A 17,097-nucleotide genomic window follows, 5' to 3' on the forward strand; every position below is an offset into this window, starting at 1 on the left:
ACCGGTGGGGGCTGATGACATGCCACACAACATCGGTGACGAACGACCAGCGAAAGGGAAGACGCGATGGGGAGAACGCTGAGCGAGAAGCTCTGGGACGCCCACGTTGTCAGGCACGGACAGGACGGGGAGCGCGACCTTCTCTACATCGACCTCCACCTTGTGCACGAGGTGACCAGTCCCCAGGCCTTCGACGGACTGCGGTTGGCGGGACGCAAGGTTCGTCGCCCGGATCTGACGATTGCGACCGAGGACCACAACATCCCCACCCTCGACATTCTCCAGCCCATCGCCGACCCGATCTCGCGGGCACAGGTCGAGGCGTTGCGTGAGAACGCTCCTGAGTTCGGGGTGCCGCTGCATCCTCTGGGTGACGCGGACCAGGGAGTGGTACACATCATTGGCCCCCAGCTGGGGCTCACCCAGCCGGGTATGACGATTGTGTGTGGTGACTCCCACACCTCGACCCATGGTGCCTTGGGTGCTCTAGCCTTTGGCATCGGCACCAGCGAGGTCGAGCACGTGTTGGCGACCCAGACCCTGCCGCAGGTCAAGCCCAGGACCATGGCGGTGACGGTTGACGGGGAGCTGCCGGAAGGCGTCACCCCGAAGGACCTCATCCTGGCCCTCATCTCCAAGACCGGCACCGGCGGTGGCCAGGGCCACATGGTCGAGTATCGCGGTGAGGCCATCGAGAAGATGTCGATGGAGGGCCGCATGACGATCTGCAACATGTCGATCGAGTGGGGAGCCCGCGCCGGCATGGTCGCCCCCGACGAGACCACCTTCGCCTACCTCAAGGACCGTCCGCATGCACCCAAGGGCGAGCAGTGGGACGAGGCCGTCAAGTATTGGCGCACCCTGCGTACTGACGACGACGCCACCTTTGACGCCGAGATCCGCCTCGACGCATCCAAGCTCACCCCCTTCGTGACGTGGGGGACGAACCCCGGCCAGGGGGTCCCGCTGGGCGGGGTCGTCCCTGCCGCCGAGGATTTCGAGGATGAGGTGGCTCGTAGCGCCGCTGCTCGCGCCCTGGAGTACATGGACCTCACACCAGGTACCAAGATGCGCGACATCCCCATTGACACCGTCTTCCTGGGATCGTGCACCAACGGTCGCATCGAGGATCTCCGGCTGGCCGCCGAGGTCATCAAGGGGCGTCACATCGCCGAGGGCACCCGGATGCTCGTCGTTCCCGGTTCGGCGCGGGTACGGCTGCAGGCCATGGAGGAGGGTCTGGACGAGGTCTTCACCCAGGCCGGAGCTGAATGGCGCGGAGCCGGATGTTCCATGTGCCTGGGCATGAACCCTGACCAGCTGTCACCGGGGGAGCGCTCGGCGTCGACCTCGAACCGAAACTTCGAGGGGCGTCAGGGCAAGGGGGGACGAACCCACCTCGTCTCCCCGGCCGTCGTCGCCGCCACCGCCGTCACCGGACGGCTCTCCAGTCCCGCCGATCTGCCACCCGTTTCCCAGGAGGCCTGAGATGGACGCTTTCACCACGCACACCGGAGTTCCTGTCCCGCTGCGACGGGCCAACGTCGACACCGACCAGATCATTCCCGCGAGCTACCTCAAGCGGATCACCCGAACCGGTTTCGAGGACGGTCTGTTCTCCTCCTGGCGCTCCGAACCGGACTTCGTGCTCAACAAGGAGCCGTGGAGCACCGGCTCGATCCTCATCGTGGGGCCCGACTTCGGTATCGGATCCTCCCGTGAGCACGCGGTGTGGGCACTGCAGAACTACGGGTTCAAGGTCGTCGTCGGATCGCGGTTCGCCGACATCTTCCGCAACAACTCCGGAAACAACGGACTGCTGCTCGCCCAGGTGGACCCCGAGGTCGTCGAGAAGCTGTGGGACTTCGCCGAGCACAACCCCGGCGAGAAGCTCACCGTCTCCCTCGAAGACAAGACCATCAGCCTACCTGACGGTACGTCCCACCCGTTCGAGATCGACGACGCCACCCGTCAGCGTCTGCTTGCAGGCCTGGATGCCATTGGCGAGACCCTCGAGTACGCCGACGACATCGCAGCTTACGAGGCTCGTCGGTCATCCTTTATGCCGACAACGGCCTGACCCGTTGATCAACCCACCCATCGATCACCGATGACAGTACCAGGGAGCCGATAGGGTGGGTTGATCCACATCACTCAGGAGGGACACCGTGGCGCTGCCCGCCGTGACCAATCCAGCCGACACCCCTGGTCTCATCTTCCGGATGGGTGTGGGGACGCTGTACCCGCTGGCTCGTACCTTGACGCGGTTCGACCACCACGGTGGTGAGAATCTGCCCGGACCAGGGCCGGCCCTGGTCGTGAGCAACCACGTCTCCAACTACGATCCCATCGTGCTGGGGTCCTTCTTGGTGGCCAATGGTCGTTGGCCGCACTGGTTGGCCAAGAAGGAGCTGTTCTCGGTGCCGATCGTCGGATGGGTGGCCTCGGCCAGTGGTCAGATCTCGGTGGACCGGAAGGGTCCGAATCCGGCCAAGGTCCTCGACGACGCCAAGACTGCCTTGGACAAGGGCATGACGGTGGTCATGTACCCGGAAGGCACGATCACCGCGGATCCCCTGCACTGGCCGATGACCGGACGAACAGGGGCCGCACGCCTGGCCCTGGAGACCGGTGTACCCGTCATCCCCGTGGGGCAATGGGGACCCCAGGAGGTCATGGGATACAAGGAGATGACCTTCCCCAAACTGTGGCCGCGCAAGACCATGAAGCTGTACTGCGGGACCGAGGTCGAACTGTCGGACCTCCATGGCCATCACGACCGCGCGTCGGTCCGCGAGGCCACCAATCGCATCATGGATGCCATCGACGCTCAGGTTGCCCGTGCTCGCGGAGAGCTCCCGCCGCCGGACCGTTACGACATGCGCAAGGGGAGACGGGTTCCCAAGTCGGTTGCTCCTGCGCGGCCAGTCGTCGACCCTCGGTGACGTGATGCCTCGGTAGGGTGGGGTGCCGTCATAGCGAAAGGACCTCACATGAATCGCACCCACGTTGCCGTCATCTTCGGTGGGATGAGTTCGGAGCATTCGATCTCCTGCCTGTCAGCGGCGAACGTGGTAGCTGCGATTGACCGTGAACGATTCGATGTCTCCGGTGTGGGCATCACCCCCGATGGTGTCTGGGTGCGATACGGGGTTGACGAGATCCTTGGCCTGCCCAGCACCGGCCAGCTTCCCGTCGTGGAGGTGGGGGATCGTTCCTTGGTGTCGGTCAAGCAGATGCCGGAGGGTACCTGCATCGTTGACACCGAGGGCAACGCCGATCTCGTTCAGGTGGTCTTCCCGGTACTCCATGGTCCTTTCGGCGAGGACGGGACCATCCAGGGCCTGCTGGAGATGGCCGGCGTGCGCTATGTCGGGTGCGGTGTCGCGGCAAGTGCCAACTGCATGGACAAGCACCTCACCAAGATGATCCTGGCCGAGGCCGGGGTTCTCGTGGGTCCCTATGTCGTCGTCCGTGACCATGAGTGGCGAGAGGACCGCAATGCCGTCCTCAAGGCCGCTTCCCGCTTGGAGTATCCGTTGTTCGTCAAGCCAGCGCGGGGCGGATCGTCAATCGGCATCTCCAAGGTGATGAGCCCCGACAGGCTGGAAGCCGCCGTCGAGGTGGCTCGCGAGCATGACAACAAGGTCCTCATCGAGCAGGGGATCCGAGGCCGCGAGATCGAGTGCTCCGTCCTCGACGGTCACCATGGTGCCGCCCCTCGAGCTTCCGTGCCTGGCGAGATCGTCGTCCATGACCCGGATGGTTTCTATGACTTCGAGGCCAAGTACCTCAGCGGGGAGCAGAAGGCCTCCGTACAGGCCCGAGCCAAGCTCGATGACGAGATCCGCAACCGGGTCCAGAAGGTCGCGATCAAGGCGTTCCGGGTGCTTGGCTGTGAAGGACTCGCCCGCATCGACACCTTCGTGGCTCCTGACGGCACCGTCTACGTCAACGAGCCCAACACTATGCCGGGATTCACCCGCAGCTCGGGGTTCCCGCTGATGTGGCAGGCCAGTGGCATGACGTATGCCCAGATTGTCAGCGAACTCATCGAGCTTGCCCTGGAACGTCCGCTGGGACTGCGCTGATCTGAGCCCTCACTGACAGGGCTGCACCACTGGCATCTTCTTGACGGCGGCCGACAGATCGACCAAGGCATCGGCCTCCGGGGCGTACCTGGCAGGAACGGTCACCTCGACGTTGCCAGCCCTCCCGATGGTCGTGAAGCGCCAGCCGTCCTCGATCTGCTCGGCGAACCAGCCCACGTCGTTGATGACGTCACATCGCGACGTTGGTTCGAGCCTGGCGGGTTTGTCCACCCCACAGCGCAGCACGATGCGGGGATCACCCCAGGTCGCCACCGTCCCGTCATGATCCTCGAGGCTCGCTCCGGCAACCGTCTGCGGTAGATCGGCCATCACGGCCCGACATCCGGCAGCGGCTGAACCGCGGGGAGACGGATGGGTGATGGGTTCCTCGTTCGAACACGCTGCCGTGCTGACCAACAGACAGACAGCCAGCATGGTTGCGCACCGGGTTGCATGATGGATGGGCACGCACTCACGCTAGCGTGTTCTCGACCACCCCAGTCCGGTACCAAGGAGATCCAATGGCCAGCACGACGACCATTTCCCAGGTGGGGGAGTTCCCGCTCATTTCCTCCATCGTCAGGGATCTGCCCATGAGCCAGGCCGTCACCCTGGGGCCGGGGGACGACGGTGCCGTCTTCCAGGTTGACGGATCTGCCGTCGTCTCGACCGATGTCCTCGTCGAAGAGGTGCATTTCCGTCGCAGATGGTCGACGGCGACCGATGTCGGTCGGAAAGCCGTCGCCGTCAATGTCTCCGACATCGAGGCGATGGGCGCTGTCCCGGTCGCCCTCGTCGTCGGATTCTCCGCGCCGGGAGATCTGCCTGCGGCCTGGGCCCGGGAGTTCATGGCAGGAATGGCTGCCGAGGCCGAGCAGGCCGGGGTGAGCGTCGTGGGAGGTGACACCACCGCTGGACCTGTCATCAGCATTGCGGTCACCGTGATAGGCCAGACAGCTGGGATGGCTCCGGTCCGTCGTGACGGTGCCGTGCCCGGAGACGAGGTGGCAGTCGTCGGCCAGCTTGGCCTGGCTGCTGCTGGACTCGTGCTGCTCGGTCGAGGATTCCGGTCACCGCGTGCAGCGGTCTCGGCCCAACGTTGTCCTGAGGTCCCTTACGGGCAGGGACGGGTGGCGGCCCAGGCAGGCGCCCACGCGATGATTGACCTCTCGGACGGCTTGTTGGCCGATCTGGGCCACATCGCAGAGGAATCCGGATTCGCCATCGACGTCAACACCTCGGTTATCGACATCGAGGAATCAGTGCGGACCGTCGGCATGGCCACCGGGATGGACCCGCTCGACTGGGTGCTGGCCGGAGGGGAGGACCATGCCTTGGCGGCAACCTTTGCTCCCGGCACCGTTCCGGAGGGATGGACGGTCATCGGGCGGGTCCTTCCGCCCGACCAGGTCGCCGACCCCACGGTTCTCGTCGACGGCCAGCCGTGGCAGCGTGAGCGAGGCTGGACCCACTTCCATTCCTGAGATGACCACGGCATTCACATCGCGTTCGAGCGATGGCACTCGCTGATCAATCATCTGACTCTCCGCCTGGCCTGTCGGCTGCTGGTGGCCATGGTTGATAACGTCAATGACATGGCGACCCGTGCGTCTTCCCCAGCGCGGTCCCGAAATACGACGGCGAAGAAATCGTCACGTGGCTCGGGCACACGCTCGAACGGAAGCAACAAGAAAACGTCGACCAGCTCGAGGAGCAGGTCGACGCCACCGAGTGCACCCACTTCCACGAATCCGGTGGCCCGAGCGCTGTCGGCAACCTGGTCGGGTATTGCTCGCGGACTGGGAACCATGGTCCGCGGTATCGGTGGACGCCCCGCGGAGCCTGAGGTGACCCACGACGGTACCGGGCTCATGCTGCTGTTGCTGTCGGCCCTGGCAGCCGCAGGATTCTGGTTCGGTCTGCCCGGTGGCTTCGGCAACGGCTTGCGAATGGGTGTGGCGACGATCTTCGGGTCGCTGTCCTACGCCCTGCCACTGCTCGGGCTGGCCATGATGTGGCACACCCTGCGTCACCCGGCGACTAACGGCACGGGTGGACGCCAGGTAATGGGCTGGGTGTGTTTCTTCCTCGGCCTGCTCGGCGTCGTCAACATTGCCCACGGCCTTCCCCGCCCGGATCGTCCTGAGGCGGTCCGCGCCGCCGGCGGCATGCTTGGTTACATCTCCTCGAGTCTGCTGGCTGACCTGCTGACGAAGTGGGTCGCCTTGCCTCTGCTCATCCTCGTGACGGTCCTGGGTGTGCTCCTCATCGTGGGGCGCCCCCTCGTCGACGGGGCCGCACAGGTGCGTAACGCCTCTCGTCGCGCGGTGGCCAAGCCTCGTGAGATCGAGTCTCGCCGGGCCTACGACACTCCTCTGGTGACAGATACCCTCGTTGACCACAATCCTGACGAGATCGCCACACAGGAGATGCCCCCTGTCAAAGGTCGTCGTTCCAGGAAGCGTAAGAGCAGCTCCGAGCGCACCGATGAGAGTCTTGACGCGATCTTTGACGCCGAAATCGTCGATGAGCCCCCTTCCGACGTGGCCGGGGATTCCTTGCCGCTCGACCTTCCGACTGAGGACGACGAACCTGCCAAGGAACGCACGGCTGCCGGGTTGCCGCAGGGATTCACCGTTCACGAACATACGGACCTCGAGCCCCCGGCCCATGAACCGATGCCAGCTCGCGTCGAGCAATTGCAGCTCTCCGGTGACATCGCCTACACCCTGCCGGCCTCTGAGCTGCTCCATCCGGGATCGGTCCCGCAGGCTCGCACGGAGGCCTCTGACGCTGTCGTCTCCAAGTTGTCGTCGGTCTTCGACGAGTTCGGGATCGACGCCCAGGTGACTGGCTACTCCCGCGGCCCGACGGTGACCCGTTACGAGGTCGAGCTCGGAGCAGCCGTCAAGGTCGAGAAGGTCACCGCACTGAGCAAGAACATTGCCTATGCGGTGGCATCCCCGGACGTTCGCATTCTGTCGCCCATCCCCGGCAAGTCGGCCATCGGCATCGAGATACCCAACCGCGACAAGGAAATCGTCTCCTTGGGCGACGTGCTGCGCTCCTCGAAGGCTCGCAATGACCACAGCCCGTTGGTCGTCGGCCTGGGCAAGGACGTCGAGGGCGGGTTCGTCATCGCTAATGTCGCGAAGATGCCGCACCTCTTGGTGGCCGGTGCGACGGGTTCCGGTAAGTCAAGCTTTGTCAACTCCCTCATCACGTCTGTGATGATGCGAGCGACCCCCGACGAGGTCCGCATGATGCTCGTCGACCCCAAACGAGTGGAGTTGACCCAATACGAGGGGATTCCTCACCTGGTCACCCCCATCATCACCAGCGCCAAGAAGGCTGCCGAGGCCTTGCAGTGGGTGGTCCGCGAGATGGACCAGCGTTACGACGACCTGGCCGCCTTCGGCTTCCGCCATGTCAAGGACTTCAACAAGGCTGTGCTGGCGGGAGAGGTCACTCTTCCGCCCGGTTCCGAGCGGGTGCTGGCCCCTTACCCATATCTGTTGGTCGTCGTCGATGAGTTGGCTGACCTCATGCTGGTGGCCCCGCGTGACGTCGAGGACTCCATCGTCCGCATCACCCAGCTGGCCCGAGCTGCCGGCATCCACCTGGTACTGGCCACCCAGCGGCCGTCGACCGACGTCTGCACTGGCCTCATCAAGGCAAACATCCCATCGCGGCTGGCCTTCGCGACCTCCTCGATGACGGATTCTCGAGTCATCCTTGACCAGCCGGGTGCCGAGAAGCTCGTCGGTCAGGGCGACGGACTCTTCCTACCGATGGGAGCCTCCAAACCCCTGCGCGTTCAGGGGTCCTGGGTGTCGGACTCCGAGATCCACCAGGTCGCCGCTCACGTGAAGTCCCAGATGGAGGCCCATTACCGCGAGGACGTCGCCGCCCCCACCGCCGAGAAGAAGGTTGCCGAGGACATTGGTGACGACATGGAGCTCGTGCTCGAGGCGGCCAAGCTCGTCGTTGAGTTGCAGCTGGGATCGACGTCGATGTTGCAGCGCAAGCTGCGCGTGGGATTCGCCAAGGCCGGTCGTCTCATGGACATCTTGGAGACTCGCAATGTCGTCGGGCCGTCGGAGGGCTCGAAGCCTCGAGACGTGCTCGTGCGTCCTGACGATCTCGACGACGTCGTCGCGAATCTGCAAGCTGAGGCATGATGGGTGGGGCACGCAAGAGGGGTCCGAACGACGTGGTTCGGACCCCTCCTCTTGATGTTTGGCAACTGACGCGTCACTCAGTGGCGGGCAGTGGCTCCTTGTCGTTGGTCTGCCACGCATTTTCGTCGGTATCCTAGATGAAGTAGACCAGCAACCAGATCCAACCAATGACTGGGAAGATGAAGAGGAGCAGCCACCACCCGGAGCGATGGGTGTCGTGCAGGCGGCGCACGGCAATCGAGAGCCCGGGGATGAGGGTGCCCAGGGACCAGATGGTGTTCAGCACTGTGTAGACCGTCGACGGGTCGTCGGGAGATCCTCCCGCGGCGACGTTGAGGACCCCCAAAAACCATCCCGACCAGCGATGAGAAGAGGATGACCCACCAGTACTCGGAGCGCGAGGCTCGACCATTGAAGACGGCGTAGTTCTTGAAGAACAGCTTGACGGCCCGTCCGAAGCTCACGTGGGGACGTCGGTGATCGTCATTTACCGGGTTGGTGAATCCCGCGTATGGGTCGGGATTCTGATAGGGGTTTTCCCGTCGAGAGCTGACCGTAGCGGTCGCGTTCGGCGTGCGTACGGCTCTCGCTGGGCCACTCTGCGGTGCCAGAACCGTCAGAGCGCTGCGGAGGGTTTGGCTCGGTCATGCAGACTCCTCATCAATCGATGGTAGTGATATTCGCCATACCTGAATGGCACCGCCCGTCACAGCGCAGACAAATAAGTATGCAACGACCAGTTCTCTCATGCCGAAAAGTACTATTTAAATACAAGATTTGAGGGTGCGTGTGATGGAGAGGTGGGCGCAGCCGGGCTCGAACCGGCGACCTCCAGCGTGTAAGGCAGGCGCTCTGACCAACTGAGCTATACGCCCCGGAGGCACACTGTAGCGAGTCATGAGCGTGAGCACACCGTCCGGGTCGGCGTCGTCACGGCGGAGTTGTCGTCGTGTCCCTGTAGAGTTGGTCGACGTGGCATTGGTAGACCTTCAGCAGACCGTCGAGGAGCTTGGCGCATCCCTTTCCTCGATTGAGAACGTTCTCGACCCCGAGGCCAAGAAGGCCGAGATCGCGGACCTTGAGGAGGAGGTGGCCGCCCCCGATCTGTGGGATGACCAGGAGAACGCCCAGCGGGTGACCTCCAGGCTGTCTGCCCTGCAGGCTGAGATCGAGCGCTTGGAGCGACTGCGTTCTCGCATCGAGGACGTCCAGGTTCTGCTAGAGTTCGCAGCTGACGGCGATGACGCAGAGTCCCTGGCGGAGGCGACGAGTGAGACGGCCAAGCTTCGTGAGGATATCGACGCTCTCGAGGTTCGTACGCTGCTGTCCGGTCAGTACGACGAGCGTGAGGCTGTCGTCACCATCCGTTCGGAGGCTGGTGGCGTCGACGCGGCTGACTTCGCCGAGATGTTGCTGCGGATGTATCTGCGCTGGGCTGAGCGTCACGGTTACAAGATCGAGGTCCTTGACACCTCGTACGCGGAGGAGGCGGGCATCAAGTCCGCGACCTTCGTCGTCCATGCTCCCTTCGCCTACGGCACCTTGTCAGTCGAACAGGGTACTCACCGTCTGGTGCGTATCAGCCCCTTTGACAACCAGGGACGTCGTCAGACCTCCTTCGCTGGTGTCGAGGTGCTCCCCGTCGTCGAGGAGACCGACCACGTCGACATTCCGGAGTCGGACCTGCGCGTCGACGTCTTCCACGCGTCCGGCCCCGGTGGCCAGGGAGTCAACACCACCGACTCGGCTGTCCGCCTGACCCACCTTCCCACCGGCATCGTGGTGAGCTGTCAGAACGAACGTTCCCAGATCCAGAACAAGGCTGCCGCCCTTCGAGTCCTGCAGGCCAAGCTGCTGGAGAAGGCTCGCGAGGAGCAGGAAGCCGAGATGAACTCGCTGAAGTCGGAAGGCAACTCGTGGGGTGCCCAGATGCGCTCCTACGTGCTGCATCCGTACCAGATGGTCAAGGATCTGCGTACCAATCACGAGGTTGGCAACACCGACGCGGTCTTCGACGGCGACATCGACGACTTCATTGACGCCGGCATCCGTTGGCGTCGCAAGAACGAGACTGACTGACGGGACAGACGTGATCACCTTCGAAAACGTCACGAAGACATATTCCGGACAGAGTCAGGCCGCTTTGTCCGACGTCAACGTCGACATCGACAAGGGGGAGTTCGTCTTCCTCGTCGGCCAGTCCGGTTCGGGCAAGTCGACCTTCATTCGACTGATCCTGCGCGAGTACCGCCCGACGAGGGGAACCCTCTACGTCGCCGGTAAGAACCTCAATCAGCTGAGGTCGTGGAAGGTGCCGGCCCTGCGTCGTCAGATCGGTACGGTATTCCAGGACTTCCGCCTGCTGCCGGGCAAGTCGGTCTACGACAACGTCGCCTTCGCGATGCAGGTCATCGGCAAGTCGACCAAGGAGATTCGTACCGTCGTCCCCGAGACCTTGGAACTGGTCGGCTTGGATGGCAAGGAGAAGCGGATGCCCGATGAGCTCTCCGGTGGTGAGCAGCAGCGCGTCGCCTTGGCCAGGGCTTTCGTCAATCGTCCCAAGATCCTCATCGCCGACGAGCCGACCGGAAACCTCGACCCTGATACTGCCGTGGGCATCATGAAGGTCCTTGATCGCATCAACCGCACTGGTACCACCGTTGTCATGGCCACTCATGACTCGACGATCGTTGACCAGATGAGACGACGAGTCATCGAGCTCGAATCCGGACATGTCGTCCGGGACGAGAACGAGGGCGTTTACCGCAACTCCTGAGATCCCCGACACGAGACAGAACGAGGAAATACATGCGTCACACCTTGCGAGAGACGTGGTCCGGGCTACGCCGCAATGCGACGATGACCCTGGCCGTCATCGTCACGATGTGGGTTTCCCTGTCCCTGTTCGGGGCGGCCCTGCTGGCCACCCAGCAGGTCGACCTGCTCAAGGGCAAGTGGTACGACAAGGTCGAGGTCTCGGTCTTCCTGTGCGTTGACGGTGTCTCGGGGGCGCAGTGCTCGGGGGAAAAGGCCGCCACCCAGGCTCAGAAGGACGCGATTCGTCAGGCTCTGCAGACCAATCCTCAGGTCTCGCATGTCTACTACGAGTCCAAGCACGAGGCCTTCCAGGAGTACCAGCGCATCTATGCGGATTCACCGGTCAAGGATGTTCTCACCGAGGACACCATTCAGGATTCCTATCGCGTCAAATTGGTCGATCCCCAGCAATATCAGGGGGTGGTGACGGAGGCGCAGGGCCTGCCCGGTGTGCAGTCGGTCGTTGACCTGCACAACGTGTTGGACCCGATATTTCTGTGGATGAATGCCCTCAAATGGGTGACCTTCGGAATGTCGGTGCTCTTGTTGGTCGCTGCGGCCTTGCAGATTGGCAACACCATTCGGATGGCTGCCTTCGCCAGACGTCGCGAACTGGGCATCATGAAGTTGGTAGGTGCTTCGAACGCCTATATCCTCATGCCCTTCCTCCTGGAGTCCCTTATCGCGGGTCTCATCGGAGCGTTGCTGGCCTGCCTCACCCTCGCCCTGGGCGCCGACTTGGTGGTCATGCGCAAGATGGCTCATTCCATCACGACGGTGGCGTGGATTGGGTGGCCCCAGGTGTGGACCTCGATCGCGTGGATGATCGTCGTGGCCATCGTGTTGTCCGTGGCACCGGCCTACATTGCGACCAAGAAGTACCTCAGGGTCTGAGTTCCTCCGTATAGGATGGAACGTCCTGTGTCGAAGGAGGTCCGCCATGCCCAGGGAACAGGGAGTCAAGGTCGTCGCGCGTAATCGTCGCGCCACCCACGACTACACCATCGGTGACAAGTGGGAGGCCGGGCTCGTCCTACAGGGCACTGAGGTGAAGTCCCTGCGCGCCGGTAAGGCCACCTTGACCGACGCTTTCGCCCAGGTCGATGACAGGGGTGAGGTGTGGATGTACAACCTGCACATCCCCGAGTACGCCTTCGGAACCTGGCGCAACCACGACGTCATGCGCAAGCGCAAGCTGCTTCTCAACAAACGCGAGATCGCCAAGCTGTCGCGGGAGGCTGACGGCCCGGGCAAGACGATCGTCCCGCTGCAGCTGTACTTCAAGGACGGTTACGCCAAGGTCGAGATTGCCGTCGGTACCGGCAAGAAGGACTGGGACAAGCGTCAGGCCATTCGTGAGCGTGACGCCAAGCGTGAGGCGCAACGAGCACTGGCGAATCGCGTGCGCAACCGCAAGCGCTGAGTCGTTGACGACCGCCACCGCGCTCACAGTGCGGTGGCGGCATTCTGGTTCCACATTGTGAATGCGAATTGGAGGAACATGCATTCCAGTGTATAAATATGCACATGAGCGCAAAAGGATTCACCGTCGCGGTGGTTGGAGCTTCCGGATACGCGGGAGCTGAGGTCGTGCGCTTGCTGGCCCGACACCCCGAGCTGACGATGGGGGACCTGGCCGCGCACCGGCAGGCTGGCCTCCGAGTGGCCCAGGCGATGCCACACCTGGTCGGGGTGGCGGGGGAACGGACGCTGTCCGAGATTGACGTCAATCGGTTGGCGAGCCATGACGCCGTCGTGCTGGCCCTTCCCCATGGCGCCTCCGGCAGGATTGCCAGTGGGCTCAGCGAGGTCAATCCTGATGTCGTCATCGTCGATGCTGGTGCAGACTTCCGGCTGTCGTCGTCCTCGGATTGGCAGCGCTGGTACGGCGGCGATCATGCCGGCACCTGGACCTATGGTCTTCCGGAGCTTCCGCTGGCTGCCGGCGGTTCGCAGCGCAGCAACCTCGTCAGGGCCAGGCGGATCGCCGGACCCGGCTGCAATGCCTCGGCGGTGGCCCTCGGTTTGGCGCCGCTGGTCGACCTCGTCGACACTTCTCAGACGGCAGTGACCCTGGTGGTGGGGACCTCGGGGGCCGGGAAGTCGAGTCGTCCGGACCTCACCTTCTCCCGCATGAGTGGGGGAGCCCACCCCTATTCCGTCGGCAATGCTCACCGGCACATCCCCGAGATCATGCAGTCCCTGCGTACCTCAGGTGCCACGGATCCGCACCTGAGCGTCAGCGCCGTTCTCGTCCCCATGACCCGTGGAATTCTCGCGGTGTGTACCGCACCGTCCCAGGCCTCGACCGCGACACTCGTCGGACGCCTGCGCGAGGTCTACCACGACGAGCCGCTCATCCACGTCACCAATGCTCACCCCGATACCCATGACGTCGCCGGATCGGCGATGGCGCACATCAATGCCGTCGGTGACCTCGACAACGGTCTGGCCACCGTCGTCGTCGCCCTCGACAACCTCGTCAAGGGCACCGCCGGTGCTGTCGTCCAGAGCCTCAATCTGGCCATGGGGCTCCCCGAGACAGCGGGGCTTCCCCTGGTTGGCCTCAATCCGTGACAGGAGGATTCATGTCCGTTACCTATCCGCTCGGATTTCGCACCTGTGGCGTCCAGGCCGGGCTGCGAACCAAACCGGCCCCGGATCTAGCGTTGATCGTCAACGACGGCCCTCGCGACACCGTTGCCGGAGTGTTCACGACCAATCGCGTCAGTGCCGCTCCCGTGCAGTGGTCTCGTCAGGTTGTTTCTGACCACAAGGCACGAGCGGTCATTGCGAATGCAGCTGTCGCCAATGCCTGCACCGGAATCGACGGCCTGACGGACTCCCAGTGCGAGGCCGAGCACGTCGCAACCCTGGTCGGTTGTCAGGCTGACGAGGTGGTCGTCGCCTCGACAGGAGTCATTGGTGTGCGACTCGACATGCCCTCAATCTTGGTGGGAGCCACGACCGCGCACACCTCCTTGGACAGGGGAGACGCCGTTGACGAGTCGGCGGCACGAGCAATCATGACGACCGACACCGTTCCCAAGGCCGCCACCGTCGAGAGGAATGGGACACGATTCGGAGGTATCGCCAAGGGGGCAGGCATGTTGGCTCCCCAGCTCGCGACGATGCTCGTCTTCCTCACCACCGACGCCGTCGTGGACCCCGAAGAATTCCAGGACGCCCTGGCCCAGGCGTGCGACGTCACGTTCAGCCGCGTTGACTCCGACGCCTGCATGTCGACCAATGACACTGTCGTTGCGATGTCGTCCGGGGCATCCGGCGTCAGCCTCACGGGTGACGCCCTTGTCTCTGCGTTGACCGACTTGTGTGCAAACCTGGCTCGCCAGCTCGTCGCCGATGCCGAGGGATCCCACCACGACGTCAAGGTGACCGTCCACGGAGCGACGAGTACCGAGGCTGCGGTGGCCGTCGCACGCGAGGTCACCCGATCCAATCTCGTCAAGACCGCCATTGCCGGCAACGACCCCAACTGGGGACGAATCCTGGCAGCTGTCGGATGCGTGCCTGAGGACGTGGCCCCCTACGATCCCGACGCGGTGGACGTCTCGGTCAACGGCATCCAGGTGTGCAGGTCGGGAGGGATCGGCGACGACCGCGATCTCGTCGACATGAACCCGCGAGAGGTCCACATCGACATTGACCTGCACGCTGGTGACGTCGAGGCCGCGATGTGGACCAATGACCTGACCCACGAGTACGTCGAAGAGAACAGCGCATACACATCATGACCCTTACTCTTGACATTCCCCTCAACGATTCACAGTTCTCGGCTCAGCGAAAGTCCGAGGTGCTGGTCGAAGCGCTACCTTGGATCAGACGGTTCCAGGGCCGGACCGTCGTCGTGAAGTACGGTGGCAATGCCATGGTTGACCCGGGCTTGCAGCAGGCCTTTGCCGACGACATCGTCTTCATGGCGTCGGTGGGTATCCGTCCCATCGTCGTCCATGGCGGCGGACCTCAGATCAACGCCATGCTCGCCGAATCCGCGACACCCGTGGAGTTCCGCAACGGTTTGCGGGTGACGTCTCCCGAGGTCATGGAGGTCGTCCGGATGGTGCTCGTCGGCCAGGTCGGCCGTCAGCTCGTCAACCGGATCAATTCCTACGCGCCACTTGCGGCTGGCATGTCGGGCGAGGATTCCGGACTGTTGGCGGCGCGGAAGTCCCGGGTCATCGTTGATGGGGAACGGATCGACATGGGCCTGGTCGGAGACATCGTCGACGTCAACACCGAACTCATCAACTCCATGTTGGATCGCGGGCAGATCCCCGTCATTGCTCCGGTGAGTCCCGAGGTCGACGAGGTCAGCCGACCGACCGGGCAGGTCCTCAACGTCAACGCTGACGCCGCTGCAACCGCCATCGCCCAAGCTCTGTGTGCCGAGAAACTCGTCATGCTGACGAATGTTGCTGGTATCTACGGCGCCTGGCCGGATCCGCACACCCTCATCTCGGAGATCTCGGACACGGATCTGCGCGCCATGATCCCTCGCCTGGGGGAGGGGATGCGGCCCAAGGGCCAGGCCTTGCTCGACGCCATTGACGGAGGGGTCGCGAGCGCGGCAATCGTTGACGGACGAATCGAGCACGCCTTGTTGTTAGAGATCTTCACCACCAGGGGAGTCGGGACGATGGCCCGGCGCGATGACTATGTCTGGGGGGATGACGATGACTGACGACCAGACGACTGGCACCTGGCGGGAGCGCTACCGGCGCGATCTGCTTGGCGTGTTCGGCAGCCCCCAGCTGTGCCTGGAACGCGGTCACGGTTGCGTCGTCGTCGATAGTGACGGCAAGGAGTACCTCGATCTGCTCGGTGGTATTGCCGTCAACGCCCTGGGCTATGCGCATCCCGTATGGGTTGAGGCCGTCAGCCATCAGGCCGCGACCCTTGCCCACGTCTCGAACTTCTTCACCACCGGGCCGCAGCTCGGCCTTGCCGAGAAGCTGTTGGCCCTGGCCAAGGCTCCACAGGGATCCGCGGTCTTCCTGTCGAATTCGGGTGCCGAGGCCAACGAGGCCGCGATCAAGATGTGTCTTGCCCGCAAGCCAGGCGGACGTATCATCGCGCTCGAGCACGCCTTCCACGGTCGGACCCTGGGCGCTCTCTCGGTGACGCACAAGATCGCCTATCGTCGGCCCTTCGGCCCCTCAGCCGTTGACGTCACCTTCGTCCCTGCGGAGGACCCCGATTCTCTCGCCGCCGAGTTGGAGGAGGGGGACGTCGCCGGGGTCTTCGTCGAGCCGGTTCAGGGAGAGGCCGGGGTCGTGCCGCTGTCAGTGGAGTACCTGCAACGGGTACGTGAGCTGACGGCCTCCCACGACGTCCTGATGGTCGTTGACGAGGTGCAGTGTGGGATGGGACGCACCGGTCACTGGTTCGCCCACCATGGCGCTCACATCACACCCGACATCATGACCCTTGCCAAGGCTCTGGGCGGCGGCTTCCCCATCGGGGCGACGATGGGCTTCGGACCCGACGTCTCCGGCATCCTCTCCGCCGGACAACACGGGACGACCTTCGGTGGCGGCCCGCTGGCCTGTGCAGCTGCTCTCTCAGTTATCGACACCATCGAGTCGGACAACCTTCTCTCGCAGGTCCGTCAGATCGGTACCTTGCTGTCGACCACGCTGAGGCAGTGTCATCCTCGCATCACCGAGGTGCGGGGGAGTGGCGCCTTGCTCGGTGTCCAGTTCGATTCCGAGATTGCTGCCGACCTCGTCGTTGCGGCCCGCGAGGCTGGGTTCATCGTCAATGCGGCCAATCCGTCGACGCTGAGGCTGGCTCCTCCTTACATCCTGACCACGGAGCAGGCCCAGTCCTTCGTCGACGCCCTCCCCGGCCTCGTCGATTCGGTGACAGCCTGACGTTCCACTGCGGATCCTCGGGAAACGCCACAGATGAACGGGGACGGTCATGGTGGTGGGTAAGCTGAAAATCACGTCCCCGAGCGAGGAGTTCTTCTTGACTACCGAACCGCA

The 17,097-nt window shown here is 63.6% G+C and carries 17 protein-coding genes, 1 tRNA gene and 1 pseudogene; 14 read left to right on the plus strand and 5 right to left on the minus strand.

The window, feature by feature from the left end; genetic code table 11:
• The first annotated feature begins 66 nt into the window (after positions 1-66).
• The 4 genes from leuC to PALO_RS04310 all read left to right on the plus strand — a co-directional run bounded on the left by leuC (position 67) and on the right by PALO_RS04310 (position 4,091).
• Complete coding sequence (gene leuC, locus PALO_RS04295; RefSeq protein ID WP_015582556.1) at positions 67-1,488, plus strand: 3-isopropylmalate dehydratase large subunit; 1,422 nt, start codon at positions 67-69, stop codon at positions 1,486-1,488.
• Position 1,489: 1 nt separating this feature from the next.
• A complete protein-coding gene (leuD, locus tag PALO_RS04300; protein ID WP_015582557.1) occupies positions 1,490-2,080 on the plus strand; it encodes a 3-isopropylmalate dehydratase small subunit in 591 nt (196 codons plus the stop codon).
• Positions 2,081-2,222: 142 nt separating this feature from the next.
• Positions 2,223-2,945, plus strand: a complete 723-nt coding sequence (locus PALO_RS04305) for a lysophospholipid acyltransferase family protein (RefSeq protein WP_171023479.1) — start codon at positions 2,223-2,225, stop codon at positions 2,943-2,945.
• 48 nt (positions 2,946-2,993) lie between these two features.
• Positions 2,994-4,091, plus strand: coding sequence for a D-alanine--D-alanine ligase family protein (locus tag PALO_RS04310; protein WP_015582559.1), 1,098 nt, complete (start codon positions 2,994-2,996; stop codon positions 4,089-4,091).
• Between the two features lie 9 nt (positions 4,092-4,100).
• Here the strand turns inward: PALO_RS04310 and PALO_RS04315 are convergent, their stop codons facing one another.
• On the minus strand, positions 4,101-4,559 hold the full coding sequence (locus PALO_RS04315) for a DUF3515 domain-containing protein (protein ID WP_171023461.1): 459 nt from the start codon (positions 4,557-4,559) through the stop codon (positions 4,101-4,103).
• Between the two features lie 53 nt (positions 4,560-4,612).
• Between PALO_RS04315 and PALO_RS04320 the strand changes: the two genes are divergently transcribed.
• Entirely contained in the window at positions 4,613-5,575 is a 963-nt protein-coding gene (locus tag PALO_RS04320; protein WP_015582561.1) for a thiamine-phosphate kinase, read from the plus strand.
• A gap of 50 nt (positions 5,576-5,625) precedes the next feature.
• Here PALO_RS04320 and PALO_RS04325 read toward each other — a convergent pair whose 3' ends face one another.
• Positions 5,626-5,880 (minus strand): hypothetical protein, encoded by a 255-nt coding sequence (locus PALO_RS04325; RefSeq protein ID WP_036910330.1) that lies wholly within the window; start codon positions 5,878-5,880, stop codon positions 5,626-5,628.
• A gap of 19 nt (positions 5,881-5,899) precedes the next feature.
• Between PALO_RS04325 and PALO_RS04330 the strand changes: the two genes are divergently transcribed.
• On the plus strand, positions 5,900-8,272 hold the full coding sequence (locus PALO_RS04330; protein ID WP_041710015.1) for an FtsK/SpoIIIE family DNA translocase: 2,373 nt from the start codon (positions 5,900-5,902) through the stop codon (positions 8,270-8,272).
• Positions 8,273-8,405: 133 nt separating this feature from the next.
• Here PALO_RS04330 and PALO_RS12815 read toward each other — a convergent pair whose 3' ends face one another.
• The 3 genes and pseudogenes from PALO_RS12815 to PALO_RS04340 form a co-directional block, all read right to left on the minus strand.
• Entirely contained in the window at positions 8,406-8,618 is a 213-nt protein-coding gene (locus tag PALO_RS12815; protein ID WP_023033451.1) for a DUF805 domain-containing protein, read from the minus strand.
• 34 nt (positions 8,619-8,652) lie between these two features.
• Positions 8,653-8,736 (minus strand): annotated as a pseudogene (locus PALO_RS13135) (DUF805 domain-containing protein); the annotation flags it as partial.
• A 337-nt stretch (positions 8,737-9,073) separates the two neighbouring features.
• Positions 9,074-9,147: transfer RNA gene (locus PALO_RS04340), tRNA-Val, on the minus strand.
• Between the two features lie 97 nt (positions 9,148-9,244).
• Between PALO_RS04340 and prfB the strand changes: the two genes are divergently transcribed.
• The 8 genes from prfB (at position 9,245) to PALO_RS04380 (ending at position 16,983) form a co-directional block, all read left to right on the plus strand.
• Positions 9,245-10,351, plus strand: a complete 1,107-nt coding sequence (prfB, locus tag PALO_RS04345; protein ID WP_015582565.1) for a peptide chain release factor 2 — start codon at positions 9,245-9,247, stop codon at positions 10,349-10,351.
• Positions 10,352-10,361: 10 nt separating this feature from the next.
• Positions 10,362-11,048: a cell division ATP-binding protein FtsE gene (gene ftsE, locus PALO_RS04350; RefSeq protein ID WP_015582566.1), complete on the plus strand. Its 687-nt coding sequence runs from the start codon at positions 10,362-10,364 to the stop codon at positions 11,046-11,048.
• Positions 11,049-11,080: 32 nt separating this feature from the next.
• Positions 11,081-11,983, plus strand: coding sequence for a permease-like cell division protein FtsX (gene ftsX / locus PALO_RS04355; protein WP_015582567.1), 903 nt, complete (start codon positions 11,081-11,083; stop codon positions 11,981-11,983).
• Positions 11,984-12,029: 46 nt separating this feature from the next.
• Positions 12,030-12,512 carry an SsrA-binding protein SmpB gene (smpB, locus tag PALO_RS04360; protein WP_004811003.1) on the plus strand — a complete coding sequence of 161 codons (483 nt, stop codon included), beginning with the start codon at positions 12,030-12,032 and terminating at the stop codon, positions 12,510-12,512.
• A gap of 98 nt (positions 12,513-12,610) precedes the next feature.
• On the plus strand, positions 12,611-13,666 hold the full coding sequence (gene argC, locus PALO_RS04365; RefSeq protein ID WP_015582568.1) for an N-acetyl-gamma-glutamyl-phosphate reductase: 1,056 nt from the start codon (positions 12,611-12,613) through the stop codon (positions 13,664-13,666).
• Positions 13,667-13,677: 11 nt separating this feature from the next.
• Complete coding sequence (gene argJ, locus PALO_RS04370; protein WP_015582569.1) at positions 13,678-14,844, plus strand: bifunctional glutamate N-acetyltransferase/amino-acid acetyltransferase ArgJ; 1,167 nt, start codon at positions 13,678-13,680, stop codon at positions 14,842-14,844.
• The gene (gene argB / locus PALO_RS04375) at positions 14,841-15,791 is read left to right on the plus strand and encodes an acetylglutamate kinase (RefSeq protein WP_015582570.1); all 951 of its coding nucleotides are present in this window, start codon (positions 14,841-14,843) and stop codon (positions 15,789-15,791) included. The genes argJ and argB overlap by 4 nt, the downstream gene beginning before the upstream one ends.
• Positions 15,766-16,983: an acetylornithine transaminase gene (locus PALO_RS04380; protein WP_036910248.1), complete on the plus strand. Its 1,218-nt coding sequence runs from the start codon at positions 15,766-15,768 to the stop codon at positions 16,981-16,983. The genes argB and PALO_RS04380 overlap by 26 nt, the downstream gene beginning before the upstream one ends.
• Positions 16,984-17,097 lie beyond the last annotated feature (114 nt).

This window comes from Cutibacterium avidum 44067 (assembly GCF_000367205.1).
Taxonomy (GTDB): Bacteria; Actinomycetota; Actinomycetes; order Propionibacteriales; family Propionibacteriaceae; genus Cutibacterium; species Cutibacterium avidum.